17 protein-coding genes are annotated in these 19,046 nt (G+C 39.3%); 5 read left to right on the top strand and 12 right to left on the bottom strand.

The window, feature by feature from the left end; all coding sequences use genetic code 11:
* Positions 1 to 16 precede the first annotated feature (16 nt).
* Entirely contained in the window at positions 17 to 1,612 is a 1,596-nt protein-coding gene (locus tag BMY21_RS08115; RefSeq protein ID WP_074642661.1) for a leucine-rich repeat domain-containing protein, read from the bottom strand.
* A gap of 86 nt (positions 1,613 to 1,698) precedes the next feature.
* Here BMY21_RS08115 and BMY21_RS08110 point away from each other — a divergent pair, with 86 nt between their 5' ends.
* Genes BMY21_RS08110 through BMY21_RS08100 form a run of 3 tightly spaced genes read left to right on the top strand, consistent with a single transcriptional unit; the run spans position 1,699 to position 4,260 of the window.
* Positions 1,699 to 2,694, top strand: coding sequence for an ATP-binding cassette domain-containing protein (locus BMY21_RS08110; protein WP_074642659.1), 996 nt, complete (start codon positions 1,699 to 1,701; stop codon positions 2,692 to 2,694).
* Entirely contained in the window at positions 2,687 to 3,514 is an 828-nt protein-coding gene (locus BMY21_RS08105; RefSeq protein WP_256210335.1) for a metal ABC transporter permease, read from the top strand. The genes BMY21_RS08110 and BMY21_RS08105 overlap by 8 nt, the downstream gene beginning before the upstream one ends.
* Entirely contained in the window at positions 3,511 to 4,260 is a 750-nt protein-coding gene (locus tag BMY21_RS08100; protein ID WP_074642657.1) for a metal ABC transporter substrate-binding protein, read from the top strand. The genes BMY21_RS08105 and BMY21_RS08100 overlap by 4 nt, the downstream gene beginning before the upstream one ends.
* Here BMY21_RS08100 and cimA read toward each other — a convergent pair.
* The 4 genes from cimA to BMY21_RS08080 form a co-directional block, all read right to left on the bottom strand.
* Complete coding sequence (cimA, locus tag BMY21_RS08095) at positions 4,243 to 5,808, bottom strand: citramalate synthase (RefSeq protein ID WP_074642655.1); 1,566 nt, start codon at positions 5,806 to 5,808, stop codon at positions 4,243 to 4,245. The genes BMY21_RS08100 and cimA overlap by 18 nt on opposite strands.
* Positions 5,809 to 5,939: 131 nt before the next feature.
* Positions 5,940 to 7,379: a glucuronate isomerase gene (gene uxaC / locus BMY21_RS08090; RefSeq protein WP_074642653.1), complete on the bottom strand. Its 1,440-nt coding sequence runs from the start codon at positions 7,377 to 7,379 to the stop codon at positions 5,940 to 5,942.
* A 34-nt stretch (positions 7,380 to 7,413) separates the two neighbouring features.
* Positions 7,414 to 8,637 carry an MFS transporter gene (locus BMY21_RS08085; RefSeq protein ID WP_074642650.1) on the bottom strand — a complete coding sequence of 408 codons (1,224 nt, stop codon included), beginning with the start codon at positions 8,635 to 8,637 and terminating at the stop codon, positions 7,414 to 7,416.
* A 7-nt stretch (positions 8,638 to 8,644) separates the two neighbouring features.
* Complete coding sequence (locus tag BMY21_RS08080) at positions 8,645 to 9,592, bottom strand: alpha/beta hydrolase family protein (RefSeq protein ID WP_074642648.1); 948 nt, start codon at positions 9,590 to 9,592, stop codon at positions 8,645 to 8,647.
* 100 nt (positions 9,593 to 9,692) lie between these two features.
* Between BMY21_RS08080 and BMY21_RS08075 the strand changes: the two genes are divergently transcribed.
* Entirely contained in the window at positions 9,693 to 10,427 is a 735-nt protein-coding gene (locus BMY21_RS08075; RefSeq protein WP_074642645.1) for a hypothetical protein, read from the top strand.
* Positions 10,428 to 10,440: 13 nt separating this feature from the next.
* Here the strand turns inward: BMY21_RS08075 and BMY21_RS08070 are convergent, their stop codons facing one another.
* The gene (locus tag BMY21_RS08070) at positions 10,441 to 11,427 is read right to left on the bottom strand and encodes a hypothetical protein (protein ID WP_074642642.1); all 987 of its coding nucleotides are present in this window, start codon (positions 11,425 to 11,427) and stop codon (positions 10,441 to 10,443) included.
* Positions 11,428 to 11,775: 348 nt separating this feature from the next.
* Positions 11,776 to 12,786 carry a serine hydrolase domain-containing protein gene (locus tag BMY21_RS08065; RefSeq protein WP_218141038.1) on the bottom strand — a complete coding sequence of 337 codons (1,011 nt, stop codon included), beginning with the start codon at positions 12,784 to 12,786 and terminating at the stop codon, positions 11,776 to 11,778.
* A gap of 173 nt (positions 12,787 to 12,959) precedes the next feature.
* On the opposite strand from BMY21_RS08065, the gene BMY21_RS08060 reads away from it, so the two are divergent.
* Complete coding sequence (locus BMY21_RS08060; protein WP_074642637.1) at positions 12,960 to 13,883, top strand: CE1 family esterase; 924 nt, start codon at positions 12,960 to 12,962, stop codon at positions 13,881 to 13,883.
* Positions 13,884 to 13,896: 13 nt separating this feature from the next.
* Here BMY21_RS08060 and BMY21_RS08055 read toward each other — a convergent pair whose 3' ends face one another.
* The 5 genes from BMY21_RS08055 to BMY21_RS08035 all read right to left on the bottom strand — a co-directional run bounded on the left by BMY21_RS08055 (position 13,897) and on the right by BMY21_RS08035 (position 19,010).
* Positions 13,897 to 14,301 carry a hypothetical protein gene (locus BMY21_RS08055; protein WP_074642635.1) on the bottom strand — a complete coding sequence of 135 codons (405 nt, stop codon included), beginning with the start codon at positions 14,299 to 14,301 and terminating at the stop codon, positions 13,897 to 13,899.
* Positions 14,302 to 14,368: 67 nt separating this feature from the next.
* Positions 14,369 to 15,040: a hypothetical protein gene (locus tag BMY21_RS08050; protein ID WP_074642633.1), complete on the bottom strand. Its 672-nt coding sequence runs from the start codon at positions 15,038 to 15,040 to the stop codon at positions 14,369 to 14,371.
* Between the two features lie 75 nt (positions 15,041 to 15,115).
* Entirely contained in the window at positions 15,116 to 16,690 is a 1,575-nt protein-coding gene (locus BMY21_RS08045) for a mannitol dehydrogenase family protein (protein WP_074642630.1), read from the bottom strand.
* Positions 16,691 to 16,742: 52 nt separating this feature from the next.
* Complete coding sequence (locus tag BMY21_RS08040) at positions 16,743 to 17,954, bottom strand: glycoside hydrolase family 5 protein (protein WP_074642628.1); 1,212 nt, start codon at positions 17,952 to 17,954, stop codon at positions 16,743 to 16,745.
* 24 nt (positions 17,955 to 17,978) lie between these two features.
* Positions 17,979 to 19,010, bottom strand: a complete 1,032-nt coding sequence (locus BMY21_RS08035; RefSeq protein ID WP_074642625.1) for an aldo/keto reductase — start codon at positions 19,008 to 19,010, stop codon at positions 17,979 to 17,981.
* Between the last annotated feature and the right edge of the window lie 36 nt (positions 19,011 to 19,046).

Raw genomic sequence — 19,046 nt, 5'->3', positions numbered from 1 at the left:
TCTTTATGTCGGTATTCTACTCATATTTGTCGCGGATGACAAGTTTTACGAGAGTTTTTGTTTTGAGCACTGCTGTACGGCGCTGTTCTGCGAGTTCTTCTTTCTTCAGGCTGATTCTGGCATAATCACAGATTGTCTTTCCGAAATCAGAAAGTGTTGCAGGAGATTCTGCTTCACAGGCAAGAATAACATTCTTCTTTGCAATAAAATGCTTAAAGAAGAGTGCAAATTCCTCATTATCAAGAGGAAGTCCGTAAAGCATAATGATTCTTTTATAATCCTGAATTCTTGCAAAAGTCTTACAACAGGTAATAAGTTTTGAACTGAAGTTTGATTTTCCGTTCTCATCCTTAACAATTTTTTCTGCAATGACGAACAGTTCAGGATCTTCAGGAAGTTCTCCCGAAGGTTCACATTCAAATACAGCACTTAAACCAACTGAATCTGCAAGAATCTGAGCCTTGCTGTCCAGAACATCAGGATTATCAGCATTGTGAGTTGCGAGTTCTGATTCCTCATTTTTAGCAAATAACTTTTCAAGTTCAGCTTCTGAAATTGCAGCACTTGTATCACCCTGACTTGAATCAGACATTACAGCCATAGTTTCTGAAAGAACTGCAGTTTCCTGCTCGCTTACGGCAACCTCTTCGGAAAGTGTATTACGTTCCTTTTCATCACCCATAATATCTGCAAGCATTGAATCAACTGCGCTATCCTGCATAATCTCAGGTTCTTCCTGAGCTGCAGAAGTTGATTTTGTATCAAACACTGGTTCAGGAGCATTTTCTGCCTGAATAAATACAGCTTCTTCCTCTGAAGCCCCTATTTCAGCGCTGAATGTATCATCATCTTCGAAATCTTCGTCATCATTTTCTGAAAGGCCTGCTGATATTTCATCTGCATTATCCTTAAAGAAAGATACACTTGAAGCATTACCGCCATTTGTTTTCAAAACAACGCGGTCTCCTTCATCAGCGGCTTCGTATAAATAGCCATCGTTTTCACCAATATAGAAAAGTCCGCCCTCTCCATCTACACGCAGATTGTGCAGAGAATTACAGCCTTCAAAGGCATCTGGAGCAATATATTCAATACAAGATGGGAATACAACACTTTCAAGAGCAGTACAACCGGCAACAGCTCTGGATTCAATTCGCTTTACGGTTGGTGGAATTACAAGAGATTTTAATGAAGCACAGCCTTCAAAAACACTTTCCGGCAATTCTGTAATTCCGGCACGGAAAGGAATTTCTGGTAAAGATACACAATCCTTAAAAAGCCCTTCTGGAAAAGCACTAACCGCATTTGGCATAGTTACCTTAGTAAGAGCAGAACATCCAGAAAAAAGATAAGAAGGAAGTTCTGTAACACCAGATGGAAGCTTAACCTTTTCGAGTGCTTTTGAATTTGAAAAAAGACAACTTCCAAGCTCTTTTACAGAATCTGGCAGAGAGATAGACTCATACGGACAATCTGAAAAAACATCATCTTCTATTCTATGTGCTCCAAAAGGAACACGACCAGTAAAGTCTGTTGAAGTATCGTCAACTCCAAGAACTGTGTGCAAATCCTCAGAATATAGCAGGCCATTTTTTTTAATATACGAACCCATAAAGCTTCCTTAAAATATTGTTTTATACAATTTTATCATAGGAATTGTTATTTGTCATTTAATAATGTTCATGTTATTCTATATTTATGCTGAAAATTTTCTCTTCAGACACACAGATTTTTTATAGTGAAAGCAAGTGGCTGCATCCAATTTTTGAATTTGAAGAGTTTTTGAAGGCTTATGATGGGCCTCGAACTAATTTGAGTGCCTGGGACAGCGCCATTGGAAAAGCTGCAGCTGTTTTACTGGTGCGGTTAGGTGTTGAGCAGATTCACGGCGAACTTGTAAGTAATCTTGCAGTAAAATATATCGCTCAAACTCTTGGCGAAGGCAAACTCACCTGGGATACTCTGGTAGACCGCCTTATGTGCCAGACTGAAAGTCAGCTGGAAAATCTTACAGATTCTGATGAAATGTACTATTTACTACGACAGCGGGCAAAACTTGTACTTGGAATTCCAGTCAGCATTCAAAATCTTTCATATAAATACGGAAAAATAAACGGCCTGAATCTGGAAGTACCCGCAGGTGGGCGACTGATGATTCTTGGCGAAAACGGAACCGGTAAAACTACCCTTCTCCGCTTGCTTTGTGGAATTTACAAACCAGATAGTGGAAGCATTCTGATTGACGGAAAACCTGTAGACAAGCTCCCAAAATACACAATCGGCTATATTCCGCAGCTTTCAGAACTTCAGGAAGAACAGAGTTTTGATCTTACAGCAGAAGAAGTTGTAGGACTTGGAATAAATGGCAAGCCTGAGAAATCTGGCGGAAAAAGCCGTCGAGACCTTGTAGAACAGGCAATGAGAAGAACAGGCTGTGCACATCTTGCCGGACGAAAGTTTTCAGTACTCAGCGGCGGTGAAAAGCAGAAAGTTTCACTTGCCCGCTGTCTTGCGCAAAAAGCCCGTCTCCTGCTGCTGGACGAACCTACCGCAAACCTCGACAAAGATAACCGCCGCATGGTAGTTGATATTCTTACTTCTCTTTCGATTTCGGAAATCCCAACTATCATAATGGTAACTCACGACAAAGAGCTTACTTCTCTAAAAAAATGGGAGGTACTCAACATTGGATAAACTCGAAAGACTTGCATTACTTTTTTCTCTTGCACCCGTAATGAAAGGCTTTATTGCCATGAGCATAAGCGGAGCCGTTTTCCCGCTCTGTGGAGTTATGGTCCTGCGACTGAATCTTGTTCCAATGCGTTACATGCTGATGCACGGAGTAATACTCGGCGGTGCAATTGCAATGGCACTGAATGTTCCCCTGCTTCCTGTAACAATCACAGTAAACCTGCTTTTAGTTTTTATGATGATTATGATGACAGGAAGCGGCGAAGGGAGAAACTTCGGCGGCACTAGTGCTGCTACAATGGTTTTGAGCATGGCCCTCGCTTCTCTGATTATGCATGTAGCTGATGTTCCTGCAAAAGACACTCTCGACCTTTTATGGGGAAGTCCTTTTGCCTTGAGCTATCTGGACATTACAGCGCTTGGTATACTTGCCCTCCTGCTCCTCTTATATGTCATCATAAATTTCAGAAATATTAAAAATCTCTTTTTCAGCAAAGAGATTTCCATGAGTCTTGGAATCCGCGTAAGACTTCATAACACAATAATGGTTATTCTGATTGCCTCTGTAGTTGCAATTGCAATGAAACTACTCGGAGCTTTTCTAATCGACTCACTCTTAATTCTTCCGGTAATGTGTGCCGCGCCGTTTCTCAAAAAAATGAATCACAACGGTATCCGTTCACTGTTTATCGGAAGCTGTATTACAGGTTTCTTACTCTCGGTTGCAGGCTATGTTATAGCTGTTGCCGCAGATTTTCCTCCAGCTGGAACTATTGCAGTTCTTGCAGGTATATTATTCTTTATAGGAAGGATTATTAAATGAAAAAAATCTCTAAAATCATTATTGCCCTTTTTGCAGCTCTTACACTTGTAAGCTCTGCCTGGAGCCAGTCAAAGAAAGTTGTTGCTTCTACTTCCTGGGCAGCTGCCTTTGCAGATATTGCAGGAGCTGATGAAGTTGAAAGCATTGCACCAGTAAACCTCCGCCATCCGCCGGAGTATGAAATTACAGTAAGTGATGTTCAGAAAATTTCTGATTCTGAAGTTTTCATTTTCGCTGGCTTTGAACGCATGATGAAAACTCTTGGAACAAAAGTTCCTAATAAGGGCGTAAGTGTTCAGGTTGTTCTTGATAACTCTCTTGCAACTGTTCAGGAATCTACTTTGAAAATTGCTCAGGCTCTTGGAACAGAAGAGATTCAGAAAATTCGTTTTGCAGAATATGAAAAACTTGTAAAAGACGGTCAGAAAAAAGCTTTGAAAAAGAAGCTCAATAAAAAGAAAGTTCTCTGCAACAAGAATCAGACATATCTTGCAAAGGAACTTGGACTTGATATCGTCGGAGTTTTCGGGCCTGGTCCTGTAAGCGCAGAAGAACTTCTTAAAGCAAAGAAAGAAGGCTATGATCTTATTATTGATAATATTCATAATCCTACAGGAAAGCCAGTTACAGAAATTCTTCCTAAGGCAAAATATATTGAATGGCGCAACTTCCCTACTGCCATTGAGCACAACGCGCTTAAGAAAGTTGTAAGCGACAATATAGAAATGTTACTTGCTGAGTTTTAATTCAAAAGAATCAACGAGGGCTATCCAAGACGCTTCGATGACGTCGGAAGATACGCCCACTGTAGTCCAGCTGCTTTGTCCGTCGGTAGATTCAATAATTACACGTACACGGGCAGCAGTTGCAGACTTAGAATCCAAAACACGTACCTTATAGTCCACCAGTCTGAAATTAGAAACAACAGGATAGAACTTTTCGAGCGCCTTACGAAGCGCAATATCCAGAGCGTTGACAGGACCGTCTCCCTCACCCGCTGTAATTTCAAAATTTCCGTCTACTTCAACTTTAATCTGTGCACAGCAGCAAACGCCCTCTTCTGGACGCGGATTTGAACCTGTTGTCTGATAGTAATGAAGCTTAAAGAACGGCTTATACTGACCGAGCATCTTTTTTACAAGCAGTTCGAAACTTCCGTCGGCACCTTCAAACTGATAGCCGGCAGATTCGAGTTCCTTTACCTTAGCCATAAGGTCGCTTACGATAGGATCATTGCGTTTTACATCAGGCACAAAGCGGCGGATCTTCTCCAAAATCATACTGCGGCCGGCAACCTCGCTCATAAGGAAGACACGGTTATTACCTACAGTTTCGGGAGTAATATGCTCATAGGCAAAAGGATTTTTAAGAACCGCATCAATGTGCATTCCAGCTTTATGCGCAAAGGCATCTTTTCCAACATAAGGCGACTGAGGATTTACACGGATATTTGTGAGCTCTGCAACACGCTTACAGATTGCAGTAAGGTTTTTCATGCTCTCTTCAGGAATAACCTGATAGCCCATTTTAATCTGAAGATTAGGGATGATTGTAGAAAGATTTGCGTTACCGGTACGTTCACCAAATCCAAGGAGAACACCCTGAACATGAGTTGCACCTTCCTTTACGGCAACAAGGGAATTTGCAACGGCAAGACCGCAGTCATTGTGAGTATGAATACCTACGGTTACTTTCTTTCCATAAAGTTTTACGACCTCAGCTACGGCACGGCGGCATTCGTCAATCATAAAGCCGCCCTTTGTTTCACACAGGCTCAGGACTGTGGCACCACCGTCCACGGCAGCCTTTAAAGTTTCCAGAGCATAGGCTTTATCTTCTTCATAAGCAGTAAAGAAATGTTCTGCATCGTAAATTACTTTGCGTCCGTTAGAAACAAGGAACTCGCAGGATTCGCGAATCATATTGAGATTTTCTTCCGGAGTTGTTTTGAGAATGTCTGTAACCTGGAAAGTCCAGGACTTACCAAAAATTACGACAGTTTTAGTTCCTGCTGCAAGAAGACTTTTAAGATTTGCATCGTCTTCGCATTTACAGTTTTTTCGTCTTGTAGAACCAAAGGCACAAACCTGAGCATTCTTAAACTGAACTTCAGCAACAGCCTTAAAGAACTCCATATCCTTAGGATTCGACCCCGGATTGCCAGCCTCGATGTAAGTTACGCCAAGGTTATCGAGCTCATGACAAATATGCAGTTTATCCTGAACAGAAAAACTAATACCTTCGCCCTGAGCACCGTCGCGTAATGTCGAATCAAGAATCTCAATTTTCTTCATGCGTTAATTATGGAAGAAATAAGAGGAAGTTTCAAGAACCCCCGTCATTGCGAGGAGTGAAACGACGAAGCAATCTATTAAATGGATTGCTTCGCTGCGCTCGCAATGACGGCATCTTATTCACAATAACGTTAGTTCAGAAAGAATTTTACCGAGTTCTCATAACAAACCGCAGCCACCAGACGGCCGAGGCTCTCTTCATGCCACGGGAACTCACCTGCTTCTACAAGACCGCCGATGTAGTTACACAAAATGCGGCGGAAATATTCATGTCGCGGATACGAAAGGAAACTGCGGCTATCTGTCAGCATGCCGACATAACTTCCAAGAGGTGCAGTTCTTGCATATACACGGATCTGCTCTTCAATTCCATCTTTGTGATCATTGAACCACCATGCAGGACCAAACTGACAGTTGCGGAAGTTGGCAGCCATAGTTGCAAGAGCTTCGTTATCTTTTGGATTAAGGTTATAGAGGATTGTGCGTGCACCCGGTGCTGTACTGTAAATCGCATTCAGAACAGCTCCCAGCTGCGGTGCAAAATTAAAGTCATTCAGACTGTCTTCACCGATATTTTTTCCGGCAGCCTCGAGCATTGCAGCATTGTTGTCACGAAGGGCTCCAATGTGAATCTGCATTACAAAGCCCTTCTGAGCATAAAGCTTTCCGAGTTCCACCAGAACCCACCCCTTATATTTTGCAATTTCGTCGTGGCTGAGTTTTTTTCCAATCCACGCCTTTTCAAAAATGTAGTTTACGTCATCGTAAGAAGCCGGCAGGTAGAAGTCTCCTTCAAGAGAATGATCACTTACTACAGAACCGTTCTCTTTGAAAAAGTCCATACGTCGGCCGAGAGCAGCAATCATATCAGACACAGACTGGAACTTTGTGCCGTCCATTTTCTGAAGGCGGCTGATGTAATCTGCATAGGCAGGACTGTCTGGAGAAAGCGGAACATCCGGGCGGAAAGACGGGCGCACACGGAGTTCTGCGCTGTTGTCAGCAAGTTTCTTATGCCATTCAAGACTATCAAGAGGATCATCTGTGGTACATAACTCACGGACACCGAGTTTAGAAAGTAAACCGCGAGGCGCATACTCAGGCTTTGCTAAAAGCGCGTTACATTTATCCCAAACCTCACGGGCATTTGCTTCAGTAACAGGCTCGGTAATTCCAAAGTAGCGGGCAAGCTCAAGATGGCTCCAGTGATATAACGGATTTCCAGGACACAGTTGAAGTGTTCTAACAAAGGCAAGATAACGCTCGTAGTCGGCTTTTTCTACGGCAGCGGTTCCGCCACGTTCAGCATCTGATTTTACGGTGCCGTCTTTGCGGATGTGCCCTGTAATAAGAGATTCATGAACCCCGGCAGCTCTCATGGCACGCCATTTATAATGATCGTGATCAAGCCATGCATTTGCGAGATTTCCAAGAGTTTTATTCTCAAAAATCTCCTGTGGGCTCAAGTGATTATGAAAATCAAAAATCGGCTGATTTTCTGCATATTTATGATATAAGATCTGAGCAGGTTCGCTCTGCAAAATAAAGTCATCATTCAAAAAGGGTTTCATATAGTTTCTACCTCGAATACTAGTATATCACACTTCATACCTTTTGTGTATTATGAGGAAGTTTTTTCATGGCAACAAAAGCTATAATCACACCAATTCCACAGACAACAGTTCCTGTCAAAAGCATTTGAGTTATTCCCAGATTATCAAGAATTACTCCGCTTATAAGATTAGAAAAAACACCGCCTATTGTAATTGCACTTGTGATATAAGCCTGACCTTTTACCTGATCCAGTTCTTCCATTGTTTCGCTTACATAATATGCAGCTGCCGGAACAAATACAGCATAGGCAAAAAGCTGGAACGACTGGCTGAAATAATAAACTGCAAGATTTCCGGCAGCCATCAGCACAATCATTTTTATAAAGAACGCAGCACCTGAAAATACAAGCATCCAGCGGGAAGCAATCTTTTTAAGAACAAAGCCAATCAGTGCCATAACAGGAAGTTCAAGAATAGCCTGCAGAAAGTTTGAATAGCCCAGTTCTTTTTCACCACCCCCGAGTCCACGTATAATCTGAATCATAAAATCATTTATCATATTGTGGGCAAAAAAGAAGCAGATTGTTCCAACCAGAAAAAGCATAAATGCCGGATAAGTTCGGGCAAAATCAGAAATCTTATTATGAGCAGCAGCGGGCTGTGAATTAAAAGAATTCACGACATCCACATTACCAGCGGCTTCCCCTTCTGTCTTCGGTTTCTTAAAAGTAAACACAACTAAAGCCGAAAGAATCATAGAAATAATATTCACAAAAAGAAGCACATTCACGCCACGTTTTGCAACAAAGCCGCCGACAAATGCAGAAGTCACAGCGAAACTTGCAGAACCAAGTCCTCGTGCGAGTCCAAAATAAATAGGACAACCAGCTTTCTGATACTCAAAACACAGAGCCAGTACAACCGGCTGATATGAAAACTGAATCAGATAAATCAATGCATAAACAACAAAGATAAATGCCTTATTATCATGAAACACCAGAAGTGCTGCTGAACCGGCAAGAATCAATACCACAGAAATCAAAATAAAACGGCGGTTTGTAAGCGGGCCGGGCTTGTCTATTACTCCTGCAATCAGAGGCTGAAAAACTGCAGAAATTATATTTGCAAGGGCAAGCAGAATTCCAACCTGAGTATTTGTAAAGCCGTTCGCAAGCAGATACACTGCGGCATAAGCATGTACAGTACAAAAGGCTGCAAAATAAGAAATATTTATCAGCGAATATCTGAAAGTCCAGTTAAAATTATTACGGTTCATACAATCCTTATTCTTTTACTGCAGAATCATACATTGCAAGGATACGCTTAAATAAATCTTCATCAGGGAGTTCATTAGAACGCAAAAGTCCGGTATGACCTCTATCCTCATTTGGAACAAAGGTAAAACGCGGATTATCCTTAAATTTTCTGTAGTAGATTTTATATCCATATTCAGGAGGTACTGTTGCATCATCCATACTATGAATAATCATAACTTTTGCATCTGTAGCAGAAAAACCTTTTACGCCACTTGCAGTTGCATACTTTCCATACTTACAGGCTTCAAAGATTCTATAAAATGGAACAAAGAAAAGTACCAGATTACCGGCGATTTTTTTACCACCTGCAACAAACATTCCAGGTGAATCATTAAAGCCTGCAACCTCGGCAACAGCCTTCACTTCCGGATGATAGGCAGTAACACTGCTGACACTGAAACCACCCCAGCTGTGTCCAAATAAAACAATCGGGAGTTTTTCAAAATTTCCACTGTTTTCAACAAAGGAAATTGCATAATCTAAATCGATTACTCCCTGTGGAAGACCACCCACAACCTGATCTTTTCCAAAACCTTCACTTTCATCATTTCCGGTTGCATCATAGGCAAATACAGAATATCCGTTTTTAGCAAAATAATTTATGATATCTGTATATCTGTTGTGTCCGCCTCCGCTAAAACCATGTGCAAAAACAACTATACCTTTTTTCTCATCATTGCCAATATTATACATATAACCGGCAAGACGCTGTCCTTTATTTGACTTAAAATCATATCTTGTTCTTGTAAGTCCTTCAAAATTTTCAACATAAAGTCTGTCTTCATCAGGCGTAATATAACGATTACAGAAATTGAACTTATAAGAAATAAGCATTCCTATCCAAAGTCCAGTTATAACCAGCACGATAAACAGTACTGTACAGATTTTTAAATTTTTAATTGTCTTTTTTGTCATTGTTTTCTCCAGTTCGTCAAATTATATTTTTTTTTGTGTTTTATAACAATGATTTTGGAAACACTTTTCTTATGTTTCCATTATGTTATATAATTAAAACATGAAATCCTTCTATTCGAAACAGTTTTTATTATTTATTCGCATAACTTCTATCATTTTTATCGGAATTCTTTGTTATCTGACCGGACACGCTGTTTTCGATGTATTTTTGAATCATGATTACCCATGTATTTTCGGACTTATATGTGGACCTGTAAGTATTGTAATTCTGATTTTTGTTATACGAAATCCGCAGAAACTTGCTTTATTTGTCCCACCACTTATTCTATATTCAGTTTCAAACGCAATTGGAAATGCAAATCCAGCTTATCCCATAATCTTTCTGGAACTTGCTGCCATTCTTTTATGGATCCGCGGCTTTTTCAACTGTCATAAAGCAATTAAAATTTCTGGTATGGTTCTGATTTATCTGATTCCGGTTTTGCTTTATCTTCGCTTTGGATGGGCTTATTTTGCAGAACAGCTTCTTGAGATTCTGCAGATACTGCTTATTACCTTCTGTATCATTTACATAATGTATGAATATATGAAAGCGCAGACGTCAACAGACAAGATTCTGAATATTGCAGATTATTCCGAAACTACAGAACGAGATGCAAAATGGCTTATTCTCGTACAGCAGGGAGTTAAATACGAAGCGATCGCCATTGACTATGAACTGACTCTTGGCACTGTTCAGAACAGGCTCAATAAAATCTATCATATTCTTGAAACTGGCGACCGCATCGGTTTTCTTTCAATTTATTCAAATGCTAAAATTATTTATAAAAAGTAATTCAGCTTTTTCATTACATAAAAGTATGAGTCCAGCTAATTGCAAAGCGCTTAAAGTACCATTCACGTCCTGTTACTTTAGTATTTAAGATATCACTTTCTTTTTCAATTTTATTTTCAAAGCTTCGGCGGCTTGAGAAATCAAACAGACAAATCAGATTATCTTTTTTACCAATTTTAAACTGTACGAGTGGGCTTATTGAGATTTCCGGAAAATCCCCATCAAAAACATCATTATACACTCCATAAGCATCACCATTATAATATCCGGCAGCCTTGAACATAACTCCTGCAAGATTTATTGGAAGTGGCATCTGATAACCTAAAATACACTGAGCCTGATAAGCTAAACCACGTACCTGATATTTTGAACACTGCCATTCATACAGACTGTCGCTTTCTAAACCTGCAATTCCAAAATAAATTGTTGTATAGGATGCGAGCAAAACAACATGACTCCAGTCTCCTGGAATAAGAGCGCCTGTATCAAACTGGAAAGTTACTGTACCCCATGCCTCATAATAAGGATGTGATATAGTTGAGATTGGTTCGTATTCATAAGTTGCTTTATTCATTTCGCACAAACCTTCAATTGGTCCTATATTCCAGCCCCAACCAATTGAACCTCCGGCCGAAAAAATCAAAAATGGCACAGGTGTAAATTCAATACTTAACTTTTGCTTTAATGAAATTGGAGTAAGTTCTAATGCACCACGAAAAGTAACATTAGCGTCAGAAACCAGCCAGTGTTCTCCAAGAGGTGTATTCAGCTTATATGCAGCAGTCAAAGTTGTACAGGCTTCCACTCCATCATAGACTCCGGTAATCGGGGCATAATGAGTATCTCCTGTAATAAATTCAGCTTTCGGATGGTAAGCGAAGTCTGTCTGAAGCGCAAGACTAAATGGAGATTTTTTCTCTGCATCATTATTATCATCCTGAGCAAAAACTCCAAAAACAGTTAAAACAGTTGCAAGTAAAATGGCTATTACTTTTTTCATTTTTTATCTCCCTATAACTTTTATTACTTTTATGATTCCTGCGACAACCGAAAGAATCACACTTAATATTATTATAATATACAAATCTGGAACAAATAATTGTACCACCCAGAGTGGGGTCTGTACAAATATTTTTGTAAAAAAGATTAACAATAGCGGCCAGATAATATAGCAGCTTACAGCAAATATTATACTGATACATCTTTTTGTTTTTATTGATCTAATGAGTATAAAAATAGAAAAACAAAGCATACAAAGGTAAACAGCATCAATCATAATATGCAGCAGAACATAAGATTTATGATTAATTTTCTCAGGTTCTTCTCCACGAATAATTGAAAGGCTATCTCAGATTGCATTATCCATAAGATTATTTAAGCCAAACTGGTCACTTGCATTCAGCATAAAACAGACTCCAAGCTTCTCATCTGGTAAAATAAACATATAGGTAATTCCATTTTCAACCTGTCCCCCATGAAAAACAAGTTTTTGCCCCTTCCATTCCATAAAATTCCAGCCCATACCATAATAAGCATCATATTCATTTACACCTAACGAAACATTTTTGTACCACATGGAATTAATACTTTCCTGAGAAATAATCTGATTTTTACCAGTCTGTCTGTTTTCAACAACTCCTTCATTCAGATACATCCTCAAATATTTTGCATGGTCATGTGGTGTTGTAGCGATATAACCAGCAGGTTCATGAAACCACGATTTTTCAACAGGATATATAGCCTCTTCTCTTTTGAAAAAGCCGAAATAATTTCTGTTTCCCCTCAATAGTTTAGGACTATTCTTTACCTTCCTGGCATTCGCATTTGAATCTTCCATTTCCAGAGGATTAAAAACATTCTGTTTAATATAGTCTTCATAAGCCATTCCGCTTACCTTCTCAATAATTTTTCCAAGCAAATCATAATTTACATTAGCATATTCATATTTACCATAAGACTTCGTAAGTTTCGCATTATGGAGTTTTGCATGAGTATCAAAACCACTTGTATGATTCAAAAGAGAAAGCACTGTAACAGGCTTTGAAAACTTATAATCCGGCAGATAAACAGAAATATCATCCTCAAGCTTAATCTTACCCTTCTCTACAAGCTGCATTACGCAAAGCGCAGTATACGACTTACTCATAGATCCAATAAAAAACTGCTGATCTAAACTTGTACATTCACCATATGCCTTCTCAAAAAGCGTATGGTCCGGGCTTGTAATAAAGAAAGCCATTCCGGGAATGTGATAAACTTCTGCTAATTCATCCAGATATGTTTCAAACTTTTGAATACGTTCAGAAGGAAGTTCTATTCCATCTTTGGCCTTAGCGAAACAATTTTCAGTAAATGCCATTAGCATTATCAAAAAGATAAACGATAATTTTTTCATAAAAACCTCACGCTGCAAATCATAAAGCATGACAGAAAGAAAACAATACTAAAGTGAGGAACCTAATATTGGGTTTATGAGGTAGTTAACATCTGTTTATACTGTAAAATCAGAATTGTGATATAATAATATGTAAGATGAAGTTTAAAAAAACATTTATTTTATTGTTCTCTTTTATTTCTCTTTTTTTATTTATTGGCTGTAATCAAAAAAAATCAGTTAGCCGGAATCTTAACCTCGAAAACATCAACCAGCTCAACAGCGATACCTTTACATGTACCTTTGATGGCATTGAACATGATTTTATAGTTGAATTACCTGTCCAGAAAGATACTTCAAAAAACGATGCAATAAAATCAGTTCCCCTTGTAATCCTCCTTCCCGGCTACAGTAATACGGCAGATCATCTTCGTTTTACTACGGGTTTTCATAAAGAAGCTAACTCACGCGGTTATGCGGCAGTTTATGTAACCGGCTCAATCAGTAAATATGAAAAAACGGGTGGACTTGGATGGAACTCGGGAATTGCTGCAAAAGGTAATCCTGATGTTGAGTTTATTGTGGCGCTTACAGAATATCTTCAAAAAGAATATGGCTTTGATAAAGAACGCACTTTTGCAGCAGGCTTTTCAAACGGTGGATTTATGATACACAGGCTTGCAATGGAAGCAGGAAATACTTTCCGTGCGGTTGCATGTGTTGCAGGAAAAATGCCTGAAAAGGTCTGGAACAACAGGAACAGAAAAAATCACATTGGCGTTATGCAGATTACAGGCGAAAAAGATGATGTTGTTCCAAAGAGATTTGACGGCACAGTAAACAATTCACGCGATCCTGCAATTGAAGATGTTATGGATTACTGGGCACTTTCAAACGGTTTGAAAACTATTGCTGTGGAAAATGTTGCCCGCGGCTCAAAGCTCACAAAATGGAATTCTGGAAATAAAGACTGCCAGGTGTGGCATCTGCTTGTAAAAGACAGCCATCACTTCTGGCCTACCGAACAGATTAACGGAATAGACGGCAACACAGTTATTCTGGATTTCTTTGATGCAAATTAAGATCTGAATACCATTAAACTTCTACAACTTCTATTTGAATATTTTCTTTCAGATTCTTAACTGCAATCTGAAAATCATCCTCGTAAATAATTTCACCAGGAACTTCAGAACACTTTGACATGTAAAGTTTTAATCCGTACTTTTTTGCCATCTCACGATAAAAAGTCATCTGGCGGTAAATGTCATTTCCCTGTGGAGTATCCTTGAACCAGGTAGTTGCGTGCTCTGGATTTCCCTGCTCATAAAAAGGCGGAACCGGCAGAACCTTTTCAAAATATTCGCGGTTCTTCCAGTACTCAGCAGTTTCTTCTTCTGTGAGAGTTTTTGAATCTACAAGTTTACCAATTGCAGTAAACAGGCCGCGAGGCTGCTGGGTAATATAAGCAATATCTGCTGTGTGAATTCTGTAAAATGTCATCTATATATCCTTTTTTTAAATTATAGATTATTTTACAGTTTTCACAATAAAGACATTCTTTAATAAATTACCTTGAAGCAAATTTCTTATTTGCTCCCCACAGTCCAAGTGCAATAAGCCATGCAGTTATAACCAGTAGAGGAAGTACAATCCAGATAGTGTTCAAACCGAAAGCAAGAAAACCATACCAGTCGTAAGCAGGATCGGGTTTTCCATTATTAAGATGAAGAAGTACATTCGGAGTATAAACAGAAGCATAAAGAGCCATTGGAATTATACCGGCAAAACTCAACTTAAAGGAAGGTTTTTCAGCAGCTTCAAAAAATATAAAACTGATGATACACAGCATTGGTGTTACAAAATGCATGAAAAGATTTGAATTCATAAAAAGCGAAAAATAACCAGTTTTTGAAGTTGGTGCCAGATAGAAAACAGTAATGAACATTGTAAAGGCAACAGCGTCAGTTGATGCAATTTTCAGCAGATATAACCAGCAAGGAAGCTTCTCTGTATTTTTTCCAGCTGGACTGAATTTGAAAACAATGTAAATAACAGCAACAATTGCCGCCAGAATATTAGATAAATTTGTAAAATAACGGAAAGACTTAAAGTTCTTTTCTGAAAGGACAGAAATATCCTGCATAAACTTAAATCCAATAATAACACAGATAGTTGCGAAAATTGTAAATACAACAACAAGACAATTTAAAACAAGCGCTGCTTTCTGAGATTTAGTCATAAATAAAACTCCTGAATACTATTCAAAAAAAAATGGTTGCACGAGTCGTGCAACCATTTTTACTTATACTGCTTATTATATCTCTTTTAGAGTTTTTCGAACAGTACCCTTACCGGAATTTAATTTTGCAAAATATTCCTTTACCTTATCAGCAAGGCCAGCTTCAAACAGGTCTACACCGAAAATCTCTGCACGGTGTAACAACGAATCGATGTCTCCCGGCACATACTTTCTGCACTCATCCAGAAGTGGATCAGGACTAAGTTCAAACGGATTACCATCATCACCAATTCCTGTAAGATAGCGCAGCCACAAAGCAAATACAAGAGGAACCACCTTAAGGTCTGCAACGTGGAGGTCGCTGCGACCAAGGTAGCCCTTAATAGTCTCACCAAAACGAATACTCAGTTTCTGAGAAGTATCACAGGCAATGCGCTGTGGAGTATCCGGCATAAATGGATTTGGAATACGGATATTTACAACCTCATCAATAAACTCACGAGGCTTAATAATTCCAGGATCAACAACAACAGGAAGCCCTTCTTCGTAGCCAAGGCGTTTTACAAGACGAAGCAAATCTTCATCCTTCATTTCATCTGCAATCAAGGTGTAGCCGAGAAGACAACCGCTTACAGCAAGGAAAGTATGAAGAGGATTCAGACAAGTACAAACCTTCATCTTTTCAACCTTGTCTACAGTTGCACGGTCTGTAAAATACAAACCAGCCTTTTCAAGCTCCGGGCGACCGTTAGGGAAGCTGTCTTCAATTACAAGATACTGACACTCTTCTGCATTTACAAAAGGAGCAACATAAGTTTTCTTAGAAGTGATTACAGGCTCAAGCTGTTCGATTCCGTCATCAGCAAGAATCTTTTCAATTTTTGCATCCGGGCGTGGAGTGATTTTATCTATCATAGTCCATGGGAAACTTACTTTCGAAGCATTGTTTACATATTCGAGGAAACCTGGCTTACAAACACCACGTGTCTCCCACTCTTTTGCAAACTCATTTACGGCAGCATACAATTTATCACCGTTATGCGAACAGTTATCCATGCTCACCATAGCAACTGGAAGTTCACCGTTTACATAACGTTCGTGGAGAAGAGTCACAACCTTACCAATATATGATTTAGGCAGTACAGGTCCCTGAGCAAAATCTTCTTCAACTCCAGGCATCATAACACCGGCTGCATTGCGCAATAAATATCCTTTTTCAGTGATTGTGAAAGTAACCATCTGAAGGGATGGAGAACGGAAGATTTCGCAAAGACGAGCCCAGTCTTTTTCGTTTTCTGAATCGGCAGCAAGAGCTTCCATAATAGAGCCCACAACTGTTTTTTCAACAGAGCCGCTAGACTTCAAAGTTACAAGAGCTCCGATATTGTCGTGTGGACGGTACATCTTTTCGATGATTTCATAATCGTAACCTTCTGCTACTACAAGACCACGGTCAAGCACACCGTCATTCAAAAGATTCTGAACAATATTAGCCTGGAACGCACGGAAAATATTTCCCGCACCAAAATGAATCCAGAATGGCTCTGCTTTAGTTGCAGTTTCTACAGCAGTACGGTCAAATTTTGGAAGTGAGTAACCTTTTGCTTCCCACTCCGCAGTATTTTTTATTCCTTCAATAGTTAATTTCATAATAATCCTCGTAACTAGTATTCTAGCATATTAGTTATATTTAATCTACAAATCATTTAGATAAATACACAGCCGCAATATCAGAATCGGTAAAACCTAGTATGTTTCCGTTCTTCTTAAAGAATGTATTGCAGTCCCAAAGCATAGGGCAATAATTATACTTTTCACAGTTTTCAAGAACACTTGTCATCCATGCTTCCATTCCCTGCTTTTTTGAACCATCCTTTTTTGTAGAAACACCATATTCACCGATAATTACACCATAGCCCTGTTCTGTAAACTTATTCAGCTTTCTAAACCAGTAATTTTGTTTTGAATCAGTATTGAAGTTACTGTCATATCCCGGCCAGGAATCCATATATCCCCAGCTGTTTTTAGGATCATTCACAAGACAATAAGTTTCCGGCTTATAATAATGAACAGAAATAATCAGCTTTTGAACTGAATTAGTTTTATCTGAAGGCACTTTGAATCTGGAATCACAAGTCTTATCTATATCTGTATTGTATCCGGGAATTAAAAGAAAACGTTTTGAATTATTGCTACCCTGCGAGCGGATTATATCAACAAATTTCTGATTGATTTTTTCTGAAAGAGCATAACATTGATTTTCAGTAAGCTTTCCTTTTGTACTATATTTGATAGAAGCATCTAATCTGCTGTCAACTTTTGTATCAACAACATCATTTAATCTGTCTCCAATTTCTTCGTTTCCGCCTTCAAAAATCAGTCTGTAAGAATAATTCTTAAAACGCTCCCCTACCTGACTCCAGATTGCTTCATAAATCTTCCAGGCTAAAGCTTCATCATGGCTGAACATTCCCCACCATTGATAATCCCAGTGGTCATTAATAATGACAAACAAATCAGATTCCAATGCCCAGTCCACAACTTGTGCAACACGATCCAGATAATCTTTTCTGATTGTAAACTTGCCACGGCTCCAGTCCATAGTGTGAGTCCACGCCACAGGAATCCGTACGCTGTCAAATCCAGCAGCTTTCATAGCCTCAAACATTTTCTTAGTTGTTACAGGCTGCCCCCAGGCTTTTTCATAATCTGTTACCTGAGCATGTCCATAACCAAGCCATGGTCCTGCAGCTTCCATTGTATTTCCAAGATTAATTCCGTTTCCCATCAATTTGATTAATTGAGGAGAAGACATTTCTATTAAAGAGGCTTCATCAGCCCCAGGAACAGCCCAAAGATAACAAGCAAAAAATACTGAAAACAATAGTGATATTTTTTGTTTATTTATTTTCATTTTTACCCCACAACAAAAGAAGTTTTATATGATTTTTCCAGCAAGGATCTCTTTATAATCAGCAAGATTCTTTTTGAGCAGGCTTGGGATTTTAAGTTCATAAGGACAGCGCTTCATACATGCACCACACTCGGTACACCGTTCAATCTTCATCATCTCTTCCTGCCATTGCATAGTAAGCCAGTTCTCAGAAGGTGCACGACGAATCATCTGACTCATTCGGGCACATTGATTTATAACGATTCCTACAGAACAAGGAGAACAGTAGCCACAGCCACGGCAGAAATCACCAAGAAGTTCTGCACGATCTTTTTTGATAAGGGCGTCGAGTTCAGGAGTCATTTCAGGTTCAGCATCAAAATAACTCAGCCATTCATCAAGTTCAGATTCCTTTTGGATTCCCCAGATTGGCAAAACCGGATACTGAAGCATAAAAGCCATGCATGCTCGCGAGTTTGTCAAAAGACCACCTGAGAGCCCTTTCATTGCAATAAAGCCCACATTGTTTTTTTGGCACTTTTCTACCAGGGCAATGTCTCGTTCAGTCGCAAGATATGAAAAAGGAAACTGAAGAGTTTCATAAAGGCCACTTTCTGCAATTTCTTCTGCGATTCCGATTTTGTGAGCAGTAATTCCAATGTGGCGGATTTTCCCCTGGGCTTTTGCTTCCTGTAAAACTTCGTAAAGACCAGTACCATCACCCGGACGGTAGCATTGTTTTACACAATGAAGCTGATAGATATCAATGTAGTCAGTTTTCAGATTTCGAAGAGAAGTTTCAAGGTCTGCACGAAGTTTTTCCGGAGTTTCTGCAGTTGATTTTGTTGCAATAAAAATCTGGTCACGTTTTGGACTATTCCACTTGCCAAAAGCCTCGCCCATTTTTTCTTCACTGTCAGAATAAGCGCGGGCTGTATCAAAAAAGCGCATGCCACCGTCATAAGCCTTTCGCAACATCTGAACAGCAGTATCCATATTAACACGCTGAACCGGAAGCGCCCCAAATGCATTCTGAGGAACAGTGATTCCCGTTGAACCTAAAGTTATTGTTTTCATGGATTCAGTATAACATAAACTATAAAAAAAGGAGAG

Origin of the sequence: Treponema bryantii, assembly GCF_900111035.1 — a bacterium.
Lineage (GTDB): Bacteria > Spirochaetota > Spirochaetia > Treponematales > Treponemataceae > Treponema_D > Treponema_D bryantii_C.
Note: the sequence above shows the minus strand (reverse complement) of the source record. Positions and strands in the feature narration are given on the sequence as shown.

Excerpts from the sequence above, each read along its gene's own strand:
- BMY21_RS08115 (WP_074642661.1), bottom strand. The coding sequence starts at position 1,612 with ATGGGTTCGTATATTAAAAAAAATGGCCTGCTATATTCTGAGGATTTG.
- BMY21_RS08110 (WP_074642659.1), top strand. The coding sequence starts at position 1,699 with ATGCTGAAAATTTTCTCTTCAGACACACAGATTTTTTATAGTGAAAGC.
- BMY21_RS08100 (WP_074642657.1), top strand. The coding sequence starts at position 3,511 with ATGAAAAAAATCTCTAAAATCATTATTGCCCTTTTTGCAGCTCTTACA.
- cimA (WP_074642655.1), bottom strand. The coding sequence starts at position 5,808 with ATGAAGAAAATTGAGATTCTTGATTCGACATTACGCGACGGTGCTCAG.
- uxaC (WP_074642653.1), bottom strand. The coding sequence starts at position 7,379 with ATGAAACCCTTTTTGAATGATGACTTTATTTTGCAGAGCGAACCTGCT.
- BMY21_RS08085 (WP_074642650.1), bottom strand. The coding sequence starts at position 8,637 with ATGAACCGTAATAATTTTAACTGGACTTTCAGATATTCGCTGATAAAT.
- BMY21_RS08080 (WP_074642648.1), bottom strand. The coding sequence starts at position 9,592 with ATGACAAAAAAGACAATTAAAAATTTAAAAATCTGTACAGTACTGTTT.
- BMY21_RS08075 (WP_074642645.1), top strand. The coding sequence starts at position 9,693 with ATGAAATCCTTCTATTCGAAACAGTTTTTATTATTTATTCGCATAACT.
- BMY21_RS08070 (WP_074642642.1), bottom strand. The coding sequence starts at position 11,427 with ATGAAAAAAGTAATAGCCATTTTACTTGCAACTGTTTTAACTGTTTTT.
- BMY21_RS08065 (WP_218141038.1), bottom strand. The coding sequence starts at position 12,786 with ATGGCATTTACTGAAAATTGTTTCGCTAAGGCCAAAGATGGAATAGAA.
- BMY21_RS08060 (WP_074642637.1), top strand. The coding sequence starts at position 12,960 with ATGAAGTTTAAAAAAACATTTATTTTATTGTTCTCTTTTATTTCTCTT.
- BMY21_RS08055 (WP_074642635.1), bottom strand. The coding sequence starts at position 14,301 with ATGACATTTTACAGAATTCACACAGCAGATATTGCTTATATTACCCAG.
- BMY21_RS08050 (WP_074642633.1), bottom strand. The coding sequence starts at position 15,040 with ATGACTAAATCTCAGAAAGCAGCGCTTGTTTTAAATTGTCTTGTTGTT.
- BMY21_RS08045 (WP_074642630.1), bottom strand. The coding sequence starts at position 16,690 with ATGAAATTAACTATTGAAGGAATAAAAAATACTGCGGAGTGGGAAGCA.
- BMY21_RS08040 (WP_074642628.1), bottom strand. The coding sequence starts at position 17,954 with ATGAAAATAAATAAACAAAAAATATCACTATTGTTTTCAGTATTTTTT.
- BMY21_RS08035 (WP_074642625.1), bottom strand. The coding sequence starts at position 19,010 with ATGAAAACAATAACTTTAGGTTCAACGGGAATCACTGTTCCTCAGAAT.